14 protein-coding genes are annotated in these 15,665 nt (G+C 68.0%); 5 read left to right on the top strand and 9 right to left on the bottom strand.

Features of this window, described 5'->3' with window-relative positions:
• Nucleotides 1-150: 150 nt before the first annotated feature.
• The 6 genes from H074_RS07700 to H074_RS07680 form a co-directional block, all read right to left on the bottom strand.
• On the bottom strand, nt 151-2,889 hold the full coding sequence (locus H074_RS07700) for a cation-translocating P-type ATPase (protein WP_007029465.1): 2,739 nt from the start codon (nt 2,887-2,889) through the stop codon (nt 151-153).
• A gap of 128 nt (nt 2,890-3,017) precedes the next feature.
• Nucleotides 3,018-3,158 carry a hypothetical protein gene (locus tag H074_RS40690; protein WP_161630672.1) on the bottom strand — a complete coding sequence of 47 codons (141 nt, stop codon included), beginning with the start codon at nt 3,156-3,158 and terminating at the stop codon, nt 3,018-3,020.
• 308 nt (nt 3,159-3,466) lie between these two features.
• Nucleotides 3,467-4,093: a TetR/AcrR family transcriptional regulator gene (locus tag H074_RS07695; RefSeq protein ID WP_007029464.1), complete on the bottom strand. Its 627-nt coding sequence runs from the start codon at nt 4,091-4,093 to the stop codon at nt 3,467-3,469.
• Nucleotide 4,094: 1 nt separating this feature from the next.
• Nucleotides 4,095-5,303, bottom strand: coding sequence for an NAD(P)/FAD-dependent oxidoreductase (locus H074_RS07690; RefSeq protein ID WP_007029463.1), 1,209 nt, complete (start codon nt 5,301-5,303; stop codon nt 4,095-4,097).
• A gap of 2 nt (nt 5,304-5,305) precedes the next feature.
• Nucleotides 5,306-5,500, bottom strand: a complete 195-nt coding sequence (locus H074_RS07685; RefSeq protein ID WP_007029462.1) for a ferredoxin — start codon at nt 5,498-5,500, stop codon at nt 5,306-5,308.
• Entirely contained in the window at nt 5,497-6,897 is a 1,401-nt protein-coding gene (locus H074_RS07680) for a fatty acid desaturase (RefSeq protein WP_007029461.1), read from the bottom strand. Before H074_RS07680 ends, H074_RS07685 begins: the two co-directional genes overlap by 4 nt.
• A gap of 192 nt (nt 6,898-7,089) precedes the next feature.
• On the opposite strand from H074_RS07680, the gene H074_RS07675 reads away from it, so the two are divergent.
• The 4 genes from H074_RS07675 (at nt 7,090) to H074_RS07660 (ending at nt 11,118) form a co-directional block, all read left to right on the top strand.
• Nucleotides 7,090-8,100: an SdiA-regulated/phytase-like domain-containing protein gene (locus H074_RS07675; protein ID WP_051071898.1), complete on the top strand. Its 1,011-nt coding sequence runs from the start codon at nt 7,090-7,092 to the stop codon at nt 8,098-8,100.
• A gap of 100 nt (nt 8,101-8,200) precedes the next feature.
• Entirely contained in the window at nt 8,201-9,097 is an 897-nt protein-coding gene (locus H074_RS07670; RefSeq protein WP_007029459.1) for a hypothetical protein, read from the top strand.
• Entirely contained in the window at nt 9,094-9,549 is a 456-nt protein-coding gene (locus H074_RS07665) for an ester cyclase (protein WP_007029458.1), read from the top strand. The genes H074_RS07670 and H074_RS07665 overlap by 4 nt, the downstream gene beginning before the upstream one ends.
• Before the next feature lie 99 nt (nt 9,550-9,648).
• Nucleotides 9,649-11,118: an alpha/beta fold hydrolase gene (locus H074_RS07660; protein WP_007029457.1), complete on the top strand. Its 1,470-nt coding sequence runs from the start codon at nt 9,649-9,651 to the stop codon at nt 11,116-11,118.
• 28 nt (nt 11,119-11,146) lie between these two features.
• Here the strand turns inward: H074_RS07660 and H074_RS07655 are convergent, their stop codons facing one another.
• Entirely contained in the window at nt 11,147-11,902 is a 756-nt protein-coding gene (locus H074_RS07655; RefSeq protein WP_007029456.1) for a ZIP family metal transporter, read from the bottom strand.
• Nucleotides 11,903-12,022: 120 nt separating this feature from the next.
• Between H074_RS07655 and H074_RS40685 the strand changes: the two genes are divergently transcribed.
• On the top strand, nt 12,023-12,175 hold the full coding sequence (locus tag H074_RS40685) for a hypothetical protein (RefSeq protein WP_161630671.1): 153 nt from the start codon (nt 12,023-12,025) through the stop codon (nt 12,173-12,175).
• 649 nt (nt 12,176-12,824) lie between these two features.
• Here H074_RS40685 and katG read toward each other — a convergent pair.
• Complete coding sequence (gene katG, locus H074_RS07650; RefSeq protein ID WP_039921795.1) at nt 12,825-15,059, bottom strand: catalase/peroxidase HPI; 2,235 nt, start codon at nt 15,057-15,059, stop codon at nt 12,825-12,827.
• 32 nt (nt 15,060-15,091) lie between these two features.
• Nucleotides 15,092-15,523 (bottom strand): Fur family transcriptional regulator, encoded by a 432-nt coding sequence (locus H074_RS07645; protein WP_007029454.1) that lies wholly within the window; start codon nt 15,521-15,523, stop codon nt 15,092-15,094.
• Nucleotides 15,524-15,665: the final 142 nt, after the last annotated feature.

Genomic DNA, 15,665 nt, shown 5'->3' with positions numbered 1-15,665 from the left:
TGAGCACTCGGCAGTGCCGATGAGCACTCCGTGAGCAGTTGCCGGGCTACGTGCGCATTACCAGCATGCTGGTTGCGGCGCCTGATCGACGACCAGGGGCTTGAAGTGCGATGAGCGCGCCGAGCCATCTTGCCGGGTGCCCTCGATTGATCAGGTAATGGCCGCGTGCTTGTTCGTCCTGCGGAGGAGCCAGCGGCGGAGTTCGTCAGCACCCCAGACGATGATGGGGAAGGGGACGGTAAGAGCGAGCATGTCAAGGGTGAGAGGGGCGGTGCCTAGCACGCTTTGCAGCGGTGGCAGGTAGATGATCGCGGCGGCGAGCACCAGTTCGAAGGCGATGCCCCAGAGCAGGAGTGGATTGGACAAGACGCCGATGGATCGGAGGGAGGCGCGTTCTGTGCGGGCGGCGAACGCGGTCCCGATCTGGCCGGCGACCATGCCGAGGAAGGTCATGGTGGTCGCCTGCTGATAGGCGTGGTGCAGGGGTGTGCCGACGTCGGTGGGCGCTCCGGGGTGCCATCCGGCTTTCAGCAGGACGTAGAAGAATCCGGCCATTTCCAGAGCGGCGCAGATGAGGCCGAGGAACAGCCAGGCGCGCAGCAGCATGGGGGCGCGGATGACGGGTTCGCTGCGCTTGCGGGGTGGGCGTTGCATGAGGCCTGGTTCGGCGGGTTCGCGGCCGAGGGCCAGTGCGGGCAGGGTTTCGGTGCCTACGTCGAAGGCGAGTAGCTGCAGCACGGTCAGCGGCAAGGGAACGGCGCCGCCGGACAGCGCGAACACCACGAACGGCGTCACCTCGGGGGTGGCGTGGGCGAAGATGTAGAGGATGAACTTGCGGATGTTGTCGTAGACCCGCCGCCCGGCTTGGACGGCGGCGGTGATGGTGGCGAAGTTGTCGTCGGTGAGCACCATGGTGGAGGCTTCCCGGGCGACGTCGGTGCCGGAGCGGCCCATGGCGATGCCGATGTCGGCGCGGCGGAGCGCGGGGGCGTCGTTGACACCGTCGCCGGTCATCGCTACGACGTGTCCGGCGTCGCGCAGGGCGTCGGCGATGCGGAGCTTGGCTTCGGGTGAGGACCGGGCGAAGATCAGTTCGGACGGTCCGGCAAGCAGGGTGTCGAGGTCGGTTTCGCTCATCCGGTCGAGTTCGTAGCCGGTGATCACGGTCGGTTCGGTGCGGGTGATCCCGACTTGTTTGGCGATGGCCGCGGCGGTGAGGCCGTGGTCGCCGGTGATGACGATGATGCGGATCCCCGCGGTGTGGCAGTGGGCGACGGCGTCGGCGACTTCGGGGCGAGGCGGGTCGACCATGGCCACCAGGCCGAGCAGGGTCAGGTCGCGCTCGGCCTGGTCACGGTCGGTTGGAGCGGCGTCGGGGGCGAGTGGGCGTTCGGCGACGGCGAGAACCCGCAGTCCTCGCTGTGCTTGGGTATCGACGAGATCGGCGAGCTCACCGCGCCGGGCTGGGGTGAGTGGCCGTGGGTGGCCGTCGGTGTCGAGTTCGGTGGCGCACAGCGGCAGCACGGTCTCCGGGGCGCCCTTGGTATGCAGCCAGGTGTGTCCCTGGTCGTCCGCGTCGAGGGTGGACATGCGTTTGAGGGACGGGTCGAAGTGGAACTGGCTGCGCCGCCGACGCAGCCGCTCGTCCGGGTCGAGGGACACGCCCAGCAGAACACCGGCGCCCAGCATGGCGACCTCGGTGGGGTCACCGGTCGTGTGGTCGGGGTCGTCGATGCGGGCGTTGTTGCAGGCGGCCATCGCGGTCGCCAAGTGGATGAGTGTCGCCTCACCAGGCGGCGGCCGGTCGGGATCGAGGGTGTGGGTTCCGGTCGCGGTGTGGATGACGGTGACACGCATCCGGTTCTCGGTCAGGGTGCCGGTCTTGTCGGTACAGATGACATCGGTGGACCCGAGGGTCTCGACCGCGCTGAGCCGTTTGACGACCGCGCCGCGCCGGGCCAGGCCGCGGACGCCGATCGCCAGTGCCAGGGTGATCACCGGCAACAGCCCTTCGGGCACGTTGCCCACCAGGAGTCCGACGGCGAAGATCACCGCGTTGAGGAACGACAGCCCCGCGCCGAGAGTCGCGACCGGGATGAACGCGACCCCCATCAGCACCGAGATCAGCGCGATCAGCCAGGCGACCCGGCGCACCTGGTGCTCCAGCGGGCTCTCGTCCCGTTCCACCCGCTCGGACAAGGCGGCGATCCGGCCCAGCTCGGTGCGCATGCCGGTGGCGAACACGACCGCGCGGGCTTCGCCCTCGGTACAGGTCGTGCCGCTGAACACGAGGTCCCGCGCCTGAAGCAGCGGTACCTGGGAGTCGAGGAGGTCGGCGGAGCGGAACGCCGGCAGCGCCTCCCCGGTCAGCGCGGACAGATCCACCTCGATACCGCCGTCGAGCAGCCGGGCGTCCGCCGAGATCCGGTCGCCTTCCTCGATGATCAGCACGTCACCCGGCACCAGTTGGATGGCCTCGATCTCGGCCACCCGTCCGTCGCGCAGGACCTTGGCCCGCATCGGCAGGTAGGCGGCCAGCGCCTCCACCGCCTTCTCGGCGTGTTGCTCCTGCACGAACGCGAACGCCGCGTTGATCACGATCACCGCCACGATCGCGATGGCCACCGGCTCGATGCCCACCAACCACGCCAGGCCAGCCGCCGCCCACAGCAACAGCGCCAGCGGGTGCGTGAACTGCCGCACCAGCTCCCGCGGCCACGTCCGCCCGCCCCGCCGACGTAACTCGTTCGTCCCCACATGGACCAACCGCCGCTGCGCGTCCCGGCTGCTCAACCCCGAGCGGGAGCTGCGCAGATCCCGCAACAGCCGATCCAGCTGCTCGGTCGGATCCAGCTGGACACCGGGCTCCACGTCCACCACGTCCGTCATCGGTCGCTCCTAGAGGGGTTCGGTGTTCACCTACCGGTTTGTGGGGCTTCGCTACGGGTCGCGGCGACTGGGCACCCTGACACCGATGCCCCGCCCTGACCGAGAAAGGAGGCTCGCCGTCCAGGCATTCAGCCGTGGCTGTGGCGCTCGTGCCATTCGCACCGTTCCTGTCGAGCCTCACCGGCGGCCGCGAAGTACACGAGCCGGCACAGCGCAGACGCCAGCGCCACGCCCACGACGATCACGACAACGATCTCGACGATGCCCATCGGTCCGCTCCTCTCCCTGACAGCCAACACCTGCCCGGCGGCGTGGTGTAGAGACCCAAGTCCCAGGGAGCCGGAGCACAACGGCAGCGTTGGGCGAACCTCTGGTAGCGGCTGGCGAGCAACGGGCACCGTCGGTGAAGAGCTGTGCGAGCTCACCGGGGTCGAGCTGTTCCACAACCACATGACTCGACCGCGACTACGTCATGAACACCGACGGCACGCGACGCACGTACGCCCAGAACCTGCTCGAGCGGCACGATCGCCTGCGCATCGACAACACCCGCTCGAGCCCGGCGGAGACCGCGGCCCTAATACCGCGACGGATGCCGCAGTGAGCGGGCCGTCGTCGCGCCGAGCACGCGCGAAGCCATCCACGCCAGCGCGTCGGCCGTGCGAGCCGGGGTGTCCGACGGCTGCATGATGTGGCTCAGCACGGTCCGGACCACGACGTCGATCGCGACGTCGAGATGTTCGGCGTCCAGCGGTGGATCGTAGGCGCGAACACGGCCGCGCAGCATGACCGTCGCTTCGCTCAGCAGGCTCCCGGCCCGCACCGTCAGCAGCGGCAGCAACTCGGTGTCGGCGCCGTGCGTGGCCGAGACGATGGCCCGCAGCAGGAGATTGTCGTCGGCGAGTTCGAGGACACCGCGGACGGCGTCGTGGATCGCCTCGACGAGGTCGTCGGGGTGCCGTTCGAAGGCTTCCTGGACGACCGACAGGAAGCGTGCCAGTTCGTGCGAGATCATCGCTTCGGCCAGCTGGGTCTTCGAGCCGAGTTCGTTGTAGACGGTCTGGCGGCTGACGCCGACGATCTCCGCGAGTTTGCTCATCGTCACCGAGGACCAGCCGGAACGCACGGTCAACTCGATCGCCGACGCGACGATCGGTTGACGGTACGGACCCCCCGTGACCGGTGCCTCGCTCATGATCGTCATTCTAAGCCGCCGTTCCAGCCGCGAACGCCAGTGCCTCCGGCCACGGCGCCCGCCCGGCGATGTGGCGGCGGTACTTCATGATCTCGCGCGGCCGGTCGATCGTCAGCGCCCCGACGATCCGGTCCCCGCGCCGGTACAGCGCGGTGAAGCCGCGGGACTCCGGGACGGCGGTCACCACCTCGTCCGCGCGCGGGGTGCCGACGAATTGGATCCGGTGGTCGTACCAGTCCGACCAGAAGTACGGCACCGGCGCCAGCGCACGCGCCGATTCCGGGGCTAGCGCGTGACGAGCGGCCGCGGCCCCCTGCTCCGCGGCGTTCGTCCAGTGCTCCAGGCGCATCGACTCGCCGTCGAACAACGGGTTCGAGGCGTGTGCGACATCCCCTGCCGCGTACACACCGGGCACCCCGGTCGCCAGCGTGGCATCGCACACCACCCCGCCGTCGTGCTCGTGCAGCGGGACCCCGCTCCCGGCCAGCCAGCCGGTGGCCGGGACGACGCCGATTCCGGTGACCACCAGGTCCGCGGGCAGCACCTCGCCGGTCGAAAGCCGGACGCCGGTCACCACACCGCGGTCGGTTTCCAGGCCGGCGACGGTCGTCGACAACCGCAGTTCCGTACCCGCCTCCCGGTGCAGCGAGACACACACCGCGCCGGTCTCGGCCCCGACGGATCGGGTGAGCGGAACGTCGAGCGCCTCGACGATCGTCGACGACAATCCCCGCTTCCGTGCCGCCGCGGCGACCTCCGAGCCGATGAAACCCGCACCGATCACGACCGTGCGCGCCCCGTTGTCGAGCGCGGCCCGGACGGCCAGCGCGTCCTCGGCGGTCCTCAGCGTGTGGACCCCGGCGATCCCTTCGCTTCCGGGCAGCCGACGCGGGGTGGCGCCGGTCGCGATCACCAGCGCGTCGTAGGGAACCGTCGTGCCCGCGACCGACACCTCGCGGGCGGTGGTGTCCAGTCCGTCCGCGGGCGCGCCGAGCATCAGTTCGACGCCGAACTCGTCGCGTAGCGTGGCCTCGGTGTGGAACGGATCGACACGTCCGGGGCCTTCCGTGTCGAGGAACGATTTCGACAGCGGGAGCCGGTCGTAGGGCGGGTGATCCTCCGCGCCGATCAGCACGATCCGTCCCCGGTACCCGTCCCGGCGCGCGGCCTCCACCGCGCGCAGTCCGGCCAGTGACGCCCCCACGACGACCAGTGTCATGATCAGTCCCGCAGCTTCAGGGCGAGGACAGGGCAGGCGTCGACGGCGGCCGACAGATCCTGGCGGTGTTCCTCACCCGGCCGCTCGTCGAGCACCACGACCGTGCCGTCGTCGCCGACCTCGAAGAAGTCCGGCGCCATCGCCTCGCACATGCCCAGCCCGTCGCATTTCGCGCGGTCCGCCTCGATCTTCATCATGCTCCGACCCTTCCCGGTGCCACGAAATCGACCTTCTCCCGCACCCCGCAGTCCGGACAGCACCACGAATCCGGGATCGCCGACCACGGCGTTCCGGCGGGGAAACCCTCACGTGGGTCGCCGAGTTTCTCGTCGTAGACGTAGCCACAGCCGGGGCACATCCCGCCCTCGGTCGCGTCGCCGTGCGTGTCGGCGACGACCCGGGACGGCGCGGTGACGCGTGTTCCGTAGCGCGCCAGGACCTTGGCCCGCTTCGACGGCTGGATGTTGGCGCGGGAGATGTCGCCGTCGAAATGCGCGAGCACCCGCGGATCCATCACCCGACGCCACACCGGCGGAAACAGCGCCAGCACGATCATCCCGGCGTAGCCCGTCGGAAGTACCGGCGACTCCGCGAAGTCGCGCAGCGTCTGATAACGGCGGGTCGGGTTGGCGTGGTGATCACTGTGCCGCTGCAGGTGGTAGAGCAGGACGTTGGTGGCGATGTTGTTGGAATTCCAGCTGTGGCTGGGATCGACTCGTTCGTGACGGCGGCGGTTCGGCGGGCCGACCATCTGCCGCCGCATGCCGTAGTGCTCCATGTAGTTCACGACTTCCAGCAGCGAGAAGCCGATCACGGCCTGGATCACCAGGTACGGCAGGATCCCCGGGCCCAGCCACACGGTCATCGCCGCCCACAGCACCGCCGACATCAGCCAGGCGTTGAGCACGTCGTTGCCGATCCGGAACGGATGCCGGTCGCGACGGGCGTACCGCTTGCGCTCCAGGCCCCACGCGGATTTCAGCGAGCCGAACACCGTGCGCGGCCAGAACCGGTAGAAGCTCTCCCCCACCCGGCTGCTGGCCGGGTCCTCCGGAGTCGCCACCCGGACGTGGTGGCCGCGGTTGTGCTCGATGTAGAAGTGACCGTAGAAGCTCTGTGCCAGCGCGATCTTCGACAGCCAGCGCTCGTGACTTTCCTTCTTGTGCCCCAATTCGTGCGCGGTGTTGATGCCGATACCGCCGATACAGCCGATCGAGATCGCCAATCCGATCTTGTCCGCGACGGACAGGTCCCCGCGGGCGATCAACCAGAACGCGACGACGAAACCCGCGTACTGGATGGGCAGGAACGCGAAGGTGATCCACCGGTAGTAGCGATCCCGCTCCAGCCGTTCGATCACGTCATCGGGCGGATTACCGCGGTCCAGCCCGGCCAGCAGGTCGATCAGCGGCACGATCACCAGGATCACGATCGGTCCGATCCAGAACCACACGCCCCACCCGGTGGCCGCGTGCAGCCCGATGGCCAGGAACGCGAGCGAGGGGACCACGAGGCCGATCAGCCACAGATATCGCTTGCGGTCGGTCCACCGTTCGGTCGAGCCCGCCGGGATCGTGCCCGTCATCTCGCTCATCGCACCCTCCTCCGTTGGCTGGGTTTACAAAACTGTAGGTGATGTACATCCAGTTTGACAAGTAGACATCTTTTGTAAATCTGACGTTGCTTCGTTTCGTGGGAGCTTGGCGATATCTTGTATTTGTAAGGAAACTTACTTAACTTGTGATGACACGCCGCGACCCACTTCGTCCGCCCCGAAGGAGCGCGAATGCCCCGATCACCTCGCCGGATCCGACCCGCCGCCGTGGCCACCGTCGCCGCGGCCCTGTTGGTCCTGCCCGCCACTACCGCCACCGCGAGCACCGAGGCGAACAGTCCCTGGCCTGGTGGCTCGACCGTCACGAACGCCGACGGTTCGAACGTCCTCGGCGGCAACATGAGCGGCCTGTCCTTCGGGAACCCCGACGTCCTGTGGGCGGTGAAGAACGGTCCCGGCACGCTGTACCGCCTCGTGCGCAACGGCACCAAATGGCAGCCGGACACCGCCAACGGCTGGTCGTCGGGCAAGGCGCTGCGCTACCGCGACGGCAAGGGCGATCCCGACGCCGAAGCCGTCGTAGCCACCCCGGACGGCGTGGTCGCGGCCACCGAACGCGACGGCGACAACAGCAAGACGAGCGCGCTCAAGGTGCTCCGGTACGACGTCTCCGGCACGGCCAAGACCCTCACCGCCAAGGCCGAATGGGATCTGACGGCGGACCTGCCGAAGGTTTCGGCCAACGACGGCCTCGAAGCCGTCTCGTGGATCCCGGACAGCGCCCTCACCGCCAAGGGATTCGTGGACGAACGGACGAAGGCGCCGTACAACCCGAGCGGCTATCCCGGCCACGGCACCGGCCTCTACCTCGTCGGCCTCGAAAGCAACGGGATGATCTACGCCTACGCGCTCGACCAGGCAGGCGGGAAGTACACCCGGGTCGCGAGTTTCGCGAGCGGGCTCGATTCGATCATGGAACTCGAGTACGAGGCTTCGACCGGCAAGCTGTGGGCGGTCTGCGACGACACCTGCGGCGGTGACTCGACGACACTCGCCGTCGACGCGCAGGGCAAGTTCGCCGTCACGGCCACGTACGACCGTCCGGGCGGGATGCCGGACTACAACAACGAAGGCTTCGCCATCTCCTCCACGTGCGCCTCCGGGAGCAAGCAGGTGGTCTGGGCCGACGACGGCAACGAAGGCGGCCACGCGCTCCGCGCCGGCACCCTGTCCTGCAGCTGAACCGGCACGCGTTCCGGCGCGGATCCGGAGGATCCGCGCCGGAACGGAGTGCATCGATTCCGGCCTTTCTCCCGGCCCGTTCCTGAACTAGTTTTTCGGCATGAAATTCGCTTCACTCGCGATTCTTCCGGCATTGACCATTCCCCTGCTCCTGCCGCCCGCGGCGCTCGCGGACGACGGGTGGGAATCCATCGGAACCGGGATGACCTCCGGCGCCAGCGGCATCGCCGTCCTTGACAGGGACGAGGACCGGATCGACGCACTCGTCCTGCGGGACAACAAGAAGACCGGAGAGAACCGCGCGGTCCGGGTCCGCCTCGATCACGGCAAGGTGTCCAAGGTGGACTCGATCGACTGGCCCGGTGAGCTCCCGGTCGATCTCGAAGCGGCCGAAGCCGTGCCCGGCAAGACCGGCGAATTCATCGCGCTGACCAGCGACGGCAAAGGCTTTCACTTCACACTGAAGGACCGTCGACTGAAAGTGCTCGGCACTTTCCAGGTGCCGAAAGGCGACCCGGACGACAATTACGAGGGTTTCGCGTTGAAAAAGGTGAAGGACCGATTGTTGGCGGTCTGGGCGGACCGCGGTCAGGACGCCCGTCCGGCCACGCTCTACTCCGCGGAGTTCTCGGTCTCGAAGCTGTCCTTCAAGAAGCCGAAATCGATCCCGTTCCGTGTCCCGTATCCGGCCACCGACGTCCGGCACACCTCGGACGTCGAGATCACCGCTGACGACCGCGTACTGGTCTCGGCCGCCTCCGACCCCGGCGACGAGGGCCCGTTCGACTCGGCCGTGTACCTGGCGGGCGTGCTCCGCTCCGACGGTTCGATCGCCCTCTCCCCCGTTCCGGCGAAGATCGGCGACTTCCCCGGCCACAAGATCGAGGCCATGACCTGCCTTTCGCGCTCGTGCGGCCGCCTGCTCTACGGAACCGACGACGAGGCCGCGGGCGGTAGGCTCCGGATCGCGACCAGAAACGACCCGGAGGATCAGTGATCAGCGAAGACCTGCGCGAGCGCCGCCACAAGATCATCGAAGAACACATGGACACCGAGGTGGCCCACGAGTTCGACCGCACACTGGGCACCTTCAACGGCCATCCGCACTACGAGATCATGGCGACCGGGCAGATCTTCGACGGCGACGAAGAGGTCATGGCGTACTACCGCATGACCCGCACCGCGTTCCCGGACCAGCGGCACGACAACGTCCGGTACCACTTCGCCGACGAGTCGGTCATCGTCGAATTCGACCTGCTCGGCACCAACCTCGGCGAGTTCTACGGCCGCCCGCCCACCGGTAAGGCGTTCCGGGTGCCGATCATCGCGGTGTTCTTCTTCGCCGAGGACAGGATCACCAACGAGCGCATCTACTTCGACGCGGCCAGCCTGATCACCCAGGCCGGGCACGCCGAACTGCTGACCCTGCTGGCGTCGGGCGAGGTCTGAACCGACGTCCGGTGATCATCGGCCGATCGGCCGATGTGGACGGCCGAGGCGCGCGGCGAGGCTGACGAAGTCCCGCCGCCGAGCCTTGGAGAACCGCCCATGTCCCGAAACCGGGTCGCGTCCGTGCTGGTCGCGACGACGATGGTCGCACTCGCGACACCGGCCCTCGCCTCGGCGTCGCCCATTTGGGAACCCTGCAAGGACGTCGCGACGGGCTGGGAACCCACGGACGACCGGCGCACCGAATGCGCCATGGTGACCGTCCCGGTCGACTACGCGCGGCCGGACGGCCGGAAGATCGACATCGCGGTCTCCCGGCAGAAGGCGACCGGCCACGCCCGGAGGCGAGGTGTCGTACTGCTGAATCCCGGCGGCCCCGGCCAGTCCGGTATCCACCAGCCACGGTGGATCACCGACAGCGAGGCCGCCGGGATCGGCGCCGACCATGACCTGATCGGGTTCGATCCGCGAGGTGTCGGCTACAGCGCCGACGTCTCCTGTCCGTCGCTGCCCGGTGACGACGCCGAGCCCCCGGTTTCCCTGCCGGACAAGGAGAAGGCGCGGTTCGTGTTCGAACGGGACGCGAAGATGAACCAGCGCTGCGTCGCGGCCGATCCCGAGTTCGTCCGCAACCTGACCACCGAGAACGTCGCCCGCGACATGGACCGGATCCGAGAGGCGCTCGGCGAGTCGAAGATCGGGTTCTACGGCGTCTCCTGGGGCACCGCGCTGGGCGCCGCCTATCGCAGCGAGTTCGACTCCCGGGTGGATCGCATGCTGCTGGACTCCGTCATGTCACCGACCCTCGACGTCGGCGCCATGGACGACGCGATGATCGCGGCAGGCGAGGTCACGGTCCGGGAGTTCACCGGCTGGATCACCCGCTACGACGCCATCTACCACTTCGGCGACCGACAGCCGGCGGTGCTCGAAGCGTTGATGAAGCTCCGCGACGAACTCACCGAACATCCCCGGACGGTGAACGGCGAGACCGTCGACGGCGAGACGGTGAAGGGATACCTCGCCGGTCCCCGCCGCGACTGGGCGAACGCCGCGAAGGCGCTCGCGGCCCTGCGCGACGGCGGCGTCCCCACCGCGAAACCCACGTCCGAGCGAGGTCGCGGGTTCGGCTGGAACGCACACCCGAACGGGTACAACACCTTCCAGCAGACGGCGATCCTCTGCAACGCCTCCGTGGGGCCTCGCGACTTCGAGACGATCTGGCAACGGCGGCTCGACCGCATCCGGGAGTACCCGGCCGTCGCCTCCCCCGGGATCTGGAACGGCCGGTGCGCGGGCTGGCCGTTACCGGTCCAGCCGTGGAACTTCACGAAGGGAACCAGTCCGCTGCAACTGGTCGGGCACACCTACGAACCGGTGACCCCGATCGGCTGGGCACTGGCCATGCGCGAGCGGATCGGCGGCGCCCTGCTCACCGTCGAGGACGACCATCACGGTTCGCTGTCCTCGCTCCCCTGCGTGAGCAAGGCCGTCGAGTTCTTCTCGACCGGCAAGACCAGCGACGGGTCCTGCCCCGGAGCGCCGATCCCGCCCCCGTCCAGCCGCTGATCGGCGGGTCGCGGGCTTCCTTCGGGTGTCAGCCACCCACGCGCGCAAGGCCGAACGCGGTGAGGAAGCCCGTGACCGTGATCAGGCCGGTCCACAGATGCGCGTCGTCGAAGGCTTCGGGGATCATCGTGTCGGCGATCATCGCGAGGATCGCGCCACCCGCGATCGCGGTGATCACCGCCAGGACGGTGCCGGAGGCGCCGCCGAGAACGCCGTAGCCGATCAGAGCCGCCACGCCGCTGATCACGGCGATGCCACTCCAGAGCGTGAAAACGTAGCGTGGACTCCGGCCCGCCCGTTTCATCCCAGCGGCGCTGGACAGCCCTTCCGGGACATTGCTGATGAACACGGCGGCCACGGTCACGACACTGACATTTCCGCCGCCGAGCAGGCTGGTGCCGATCACCATCGATTCGGGGACACCGTCCAGCAGGGCACCGAGCGCGATGGCGGTCCCGGAACCCGCTTGCTCGGTTTCGGACGGCTGCTGGTCACCCGAGCGTTTGCGATGACGGGCGCCTCGCCGGGCGAGCGCGATGTTGGCGAAGGTATAGACCAGCGAACCGCCGAGAGCGCCGAGAGCGGTCGGCAGGAAACCGCCTTTCTCGTGCGCCTCGGCGATCAGCTCGAAGGAGACGGCGGAGATCAGCACGCCGCTGCCGAAGGCCATCACGCCGGCCACGGCCCTGCCCGGAATCCGGATCAGGAAACCGGCCATCGCGCCGAGCAGCAAGGCCGACCCGGCCAGCAGGCCCCAGCCACCCGCGGCCAGCAGTTCCGGCACCCGTTCCTCCCGCTCATTGATCGAAACCCGGACACGCCACAGTCTGTACGACCCAGTGGCCGGACGCGCGCCAGGAGCCGGGCGGAGGATTGCCCCGAAGCTCGCGGGTACTCGGCCGGTATGGAGAACGAAGACACGGTCCGCGGCGCCCGCCCCACTGATCCGGCCGAAGGCGCGGATCAGCACGACAACCCGGACTCACCGGCGGAACAACGCAAGAGCGTCGAGCAAGAAGGCTTCACCGGCCGAGACCGGGATAGCCGGGAATCATGAACGAAACCGGCATTCGCGGCAGGCGGCAGCCGCCCAAGCTACCGCGACCTGGCGTGGCTTCATACGCGGGTCGTGAGTGGTAAAGAGCGTTCTATTGAGGGGTAAGTCAAACATGGCGTGATCGAACCCCTGCCGCACAGGCCGTCCTTCGCCAACTCGCGATGAGATGGCCGCCCCGGACAGCAGGGTTCCGGACTGACTCGCGGGGATGCCCCCGGCGCAATGTGTCCACAAGGGACACTTCGCGCGAACTGTGCGCCCGATTGATGTCCTGATGTCCAGTTCTCACAGGGGTCGTGAGTGGTAAAGAGGGCTAGAACGATCATTACCACTCACGACCCCCGCGAAAACCGCTCAAATCGGGCACACAGAGGAGTTTCGTGTCCCTTGTGGACGGTGAGATCGCGATCAGCCGGCCTCCGGCACGCAACACGCCACCTTTGACTTTCCCCTCAATAACCCTCTTTATCACTCACGACCCCCGCACGGAAATGCACACATGGGCCTCGGCGTCGGCATGATGGCGCTGGGTGTCTTCACGACCGCGCTCGAACGCAAGGCGGGCGACTGTCCGGAACCGGACCTGCAGCACCAGTGAAAACGTCCGGGCCCGCCGCGGATGCGACGGGCCCGGACGTTCGGATCAGCTTCAGACCAGGTCGTACCGGTCGAGGTTCATGACCTTGTCCCACGCGGACACGAAGTCACGGACGAACTTCTCCTTGGCGTCGTCGCTGGCGTAGACCTCCGCTACCGCACGAAGCTCGGAGTTGGACCCGAACACGAGGTCGGCACGGGTACCCGTCCACTTGATTTCGCCGGTCGCCGAGTCGCGGCCCTCGAAGGTCTCCGCGTCACTCGACGTGGCGGTCCACTGGACACCCATGTCGAGCAGGTTCACGAAGAAGTCGTTGGTCAGCGACCCCGGCTTCTCGGTGAACACGCCGTGCTGGGACTGCTGGGCGTTGGCGCCGAGGACACGCAGACCGCCGACGAGGACGGTCATCTCGGGCGCGCTCAGGTTCAGCAGGTTCGCGCGGTCGAGGAGCAGGTACTCCGTCGGGAGACGGTGACCCTTGCCGCGGTAGTTACGGAAGCCGTCGACGGTCGGCTCCAGCGGGGCGAACGACTCGACGTCGGTCATCTCCTCCGTCGCGTCGGTGCGGCCCGGGGTGAACGGCACGGTGACGTCGTGGCCGCCGTCCTTGGCGGCCTGCTCGACGGCGGCGACGCCACCCAGCACGATCAGGTCGGCGAGTGAGACCTTCTTGCCGCCGGTCTGGGCGCTGTTGAACGCCTCCTGGACACCCTCGAGGGTCCGCAGCACCTGAGACAGCGTCTGCGGGTCGTTGACCTCCCAGTCGCGCTGCGGCTCGAGGCGGATGCGGGCACCGTTCGCGCCACCACGCTTGTCGCTGCCGCGGAAGGTCGAGGCCGACGCCCAAGCGGTGGAGACCAGCTGCGAGACCGACAAGCCCGAAGCGAGCAGCTTCTCCTTGAGGGCGGCGATGTCCGCGTCGTCGATCAGCTCGTGGTCGACGGCGGGCACCGGGTCCTGCCAGATCAGCGTCTCCTGCGGCACCAGCGGACCGAGGTAGCGCTGGATCGGGCCCATGTCACGGTGGGTCAGCTTGAACCAGGCGCGGGCGAAGGCGTCCGCGAACTGGTCCGGGTTCTCGTAGAACCGGCGCGAGATCTGCTCGTAGACCGGGTCGAAGCGCAGCGCCAGGTCGGTGGTGAGCATGCCGGGAGCGCGGTTGAGCTTGCCGTCCTCGGGGTCCGGCACGGTGTTCTTCGCCTTGCCGTCCTTCGGCGTCCACTGGTGGGCGCCCGCCGGGCTCTTGGTCAGCTCCCACTCGTACTCGAAGAGGTTGTGGAAGAACCAGTTGCTCCACTGGGTCGGGGTCGGCGTCCAGGTGACCTCGAGACCACTGGTGATCGCGTCGCGGCCCTTGCCGCTGCCGAAGGTGTTCTTCCAGCCCAGGCCCTGTTCCTCGATCGAAGCGCCCTCGGGCTCGGGGCCGACGTACTTGTCCGGGTCGGCCGCGCCGTGCGTCTTGCCGAAGCTGTGGCCGCCGGCGATCAGCGCGACGGTCTCTTCGTCGTTCATCGCCATGCGGCCGAAGGTCTCGCGGATGTCGCGGGCCGCGGCCAGCGGGTCCGGGTTGCCGTTCGGGCCTTCCGGGTTCACGTAGATGAGACCCATCTGCACGGCGGCCAGCGGGTTCTCCAGCTCACGGTCACCGGTGTAGCGCTCGTCGCCGAGCCAGGTGCGCTCGGGGCCCCAGTACACGTCCTCGTCCGGCTCCCAGACGTCCGCGCGGCCACCGGCGAAGCCGAAGGTCTTGAAGCCCATGGTCTCCAGGGCGCGGTTGCCGGTGAAGATCATCAGGTCGGCCCACGAGATCTTGCTGCCGTACTTCTTCTTCACCGGCCAGAGCAGGCGGCGGGCCTTGTCCAGGTTGCCGTTGTCCGGCCAGCTGTTGAGCGGGGCGAACCGCTGCATGCCCGCGCCCGCGCCACCACGGCCGTCCTCGATCCGGTAGGTGCCCGCGCTGTGCCACGCCATGCGGATCATGAAGCCGCCGTAGTGGCCGAAGTCCGCGGGCCACCAGTCCTGCGAAGTCGTGAGGACCGCGTCGACGTCCTTGGCGAGTTCACCGAGGTCGAGCGTCTTGAACTCGGCGGCGTAGTCGAACCCGGCGTCCATCGGGTCGGAAGCGGCGGAGTGCTTCCGGAGGATCTTCAGGTTGAGCTGGTTCGGCCACCAGTCACGGTTGCCCGCGCCTTCGGTGGGGTGGTTACGGCGGCCCGACGAGACGGGGCAGCCGCCCGCGCTCTCTTCGTTCATTTCGCCGATGACGGCGTCCGGGCTGTCAGACACGGGAATCCTTCCGGGAATCAGAACTGCAGGGCTCAGGAACGGGGTTCGATCGCACAGTCGGGACACAGGCCCCAGTAGATGACCTCGGCCTCTTCGATCAGGAAGCCTTGGTCGTTCGACGCGGTCAAACAGGGTGCGGGACCGACGGCGCAGTCGACGTCGGCGATGGCACCACATGATCGACACACGACGTGGTGGTGGTTGTCCCCGACCCGGGACTCATAGCGTGCCACGGAACCCGACGGCTGGATCCGCCGTACGAGCCCCGCGGTGGTCAGTGCCCGCAACACGTCGTAAATGGCCTGGTGAGAGACCTCGCCGAGCTCTGTACGCACGGCACCGATGATCGAGTCGGTGTCGGCGTGCGGGTGGTCGCGTACCGCTGTCAGCACGGCCACCCTGGGACGCGTCACGCGCAGGGAGGCCCCGCGCAGCATCCGCTCGAAGTCCGGGGTCGTGGGCACGGGCGCAGTCTGGCCCATTTTCTGGAATGAATCAAGTTCGTGGCTCCCGGGCGTGTCCTCGCTTCGCCTGCCAAGTCCGTGAAGACATCCCTGGGTTTTGTTTGTCAAGCGGCGGCGTGGTTTTGTCTGGTTTGTTCGGTGT

The sequence above is a fragment of the Amycolatopsis decaplanina DSM 44594 genome (assembly GCF_000342005.1).
Taxonomy (GTDB): Bacteria; Actinomycetota; Actinomycetes; order Mycobacteriales; family Pseudonocardiaceae; genus Amycolatopsis; species Amycolatopsis decaplanina.
This window is presented reverse-complemented; position numbering and strand designations above follow the sequence as displayed.

Coding starts and splice junctions, on each gene's coding strand:
- H074_RS07690 (WP_007029463.1), bottom strand. CDS start 5,303: ATGACACTGGTCGTCGTGGGGGCGTCACTGGCCGGACTGCGCGCGGTG.
- H074_RS07695 (WP_007029464.1), bottom strand. CDS start 4,093: ATGACGATCATGAGCGAGGCACCGGTCACGGGGGGTCCGTACCGTCAA.
- H074_RS07685 (WP_007029462.1), bottom strand. CDS start 5,500: ATGATGAAGATCGAGGCGGACCGCGCGAAATGCGACGGGCTGGGCATG.
- H074_RS07670 (WP_007029459.1), top strand. CDS start 8,201: ATGAAATTCGCTTCACTCGCGATTCTTCCGGCATTGACCATTCCCCTG.
- H074_RS07675 (WP_051071898.1), top strand. CDS start 7,090: ATGCCCCGATCACCTCGCCGGATCCGACCCGCCGCCGTGGCCACCGTC.
- H074_RS07700 (WP_007029465.1), bottom strand. CDS start 2,889: ATGACGGACGTGGTGGACGTGGAGCCCGGTGTCCAGCTGGATCCGACC.
- H074_RS07680 (WP_007029461.1), bottom strand. CDS start 6,897: ATGAGCGAGATGACGGGCACGATCCCGGCGGGCTCGACCGAACGGTGG.
- H074_RS07660 (WP_007029457.1), top strand. CDS start 9,649: ATGTCCCGAAACCGGGTCGCGTCCGTGCTGGTCGCGACGACGATGGTC.
- H074_RS40685 (WP_161630671.1), top strand. CDS start 12,023: ATGGAGAACGAAGACACGGTCCGCGGCGCCCGCCCCACTGATCCGGCC.
- H074_RS40690 (WP_161630672.1), bottom strand. CDS start 3,158: ATGGGCATCGTCGAGATCGTTGTCGTGATCGTCGTGGGCGTGGCGCTG.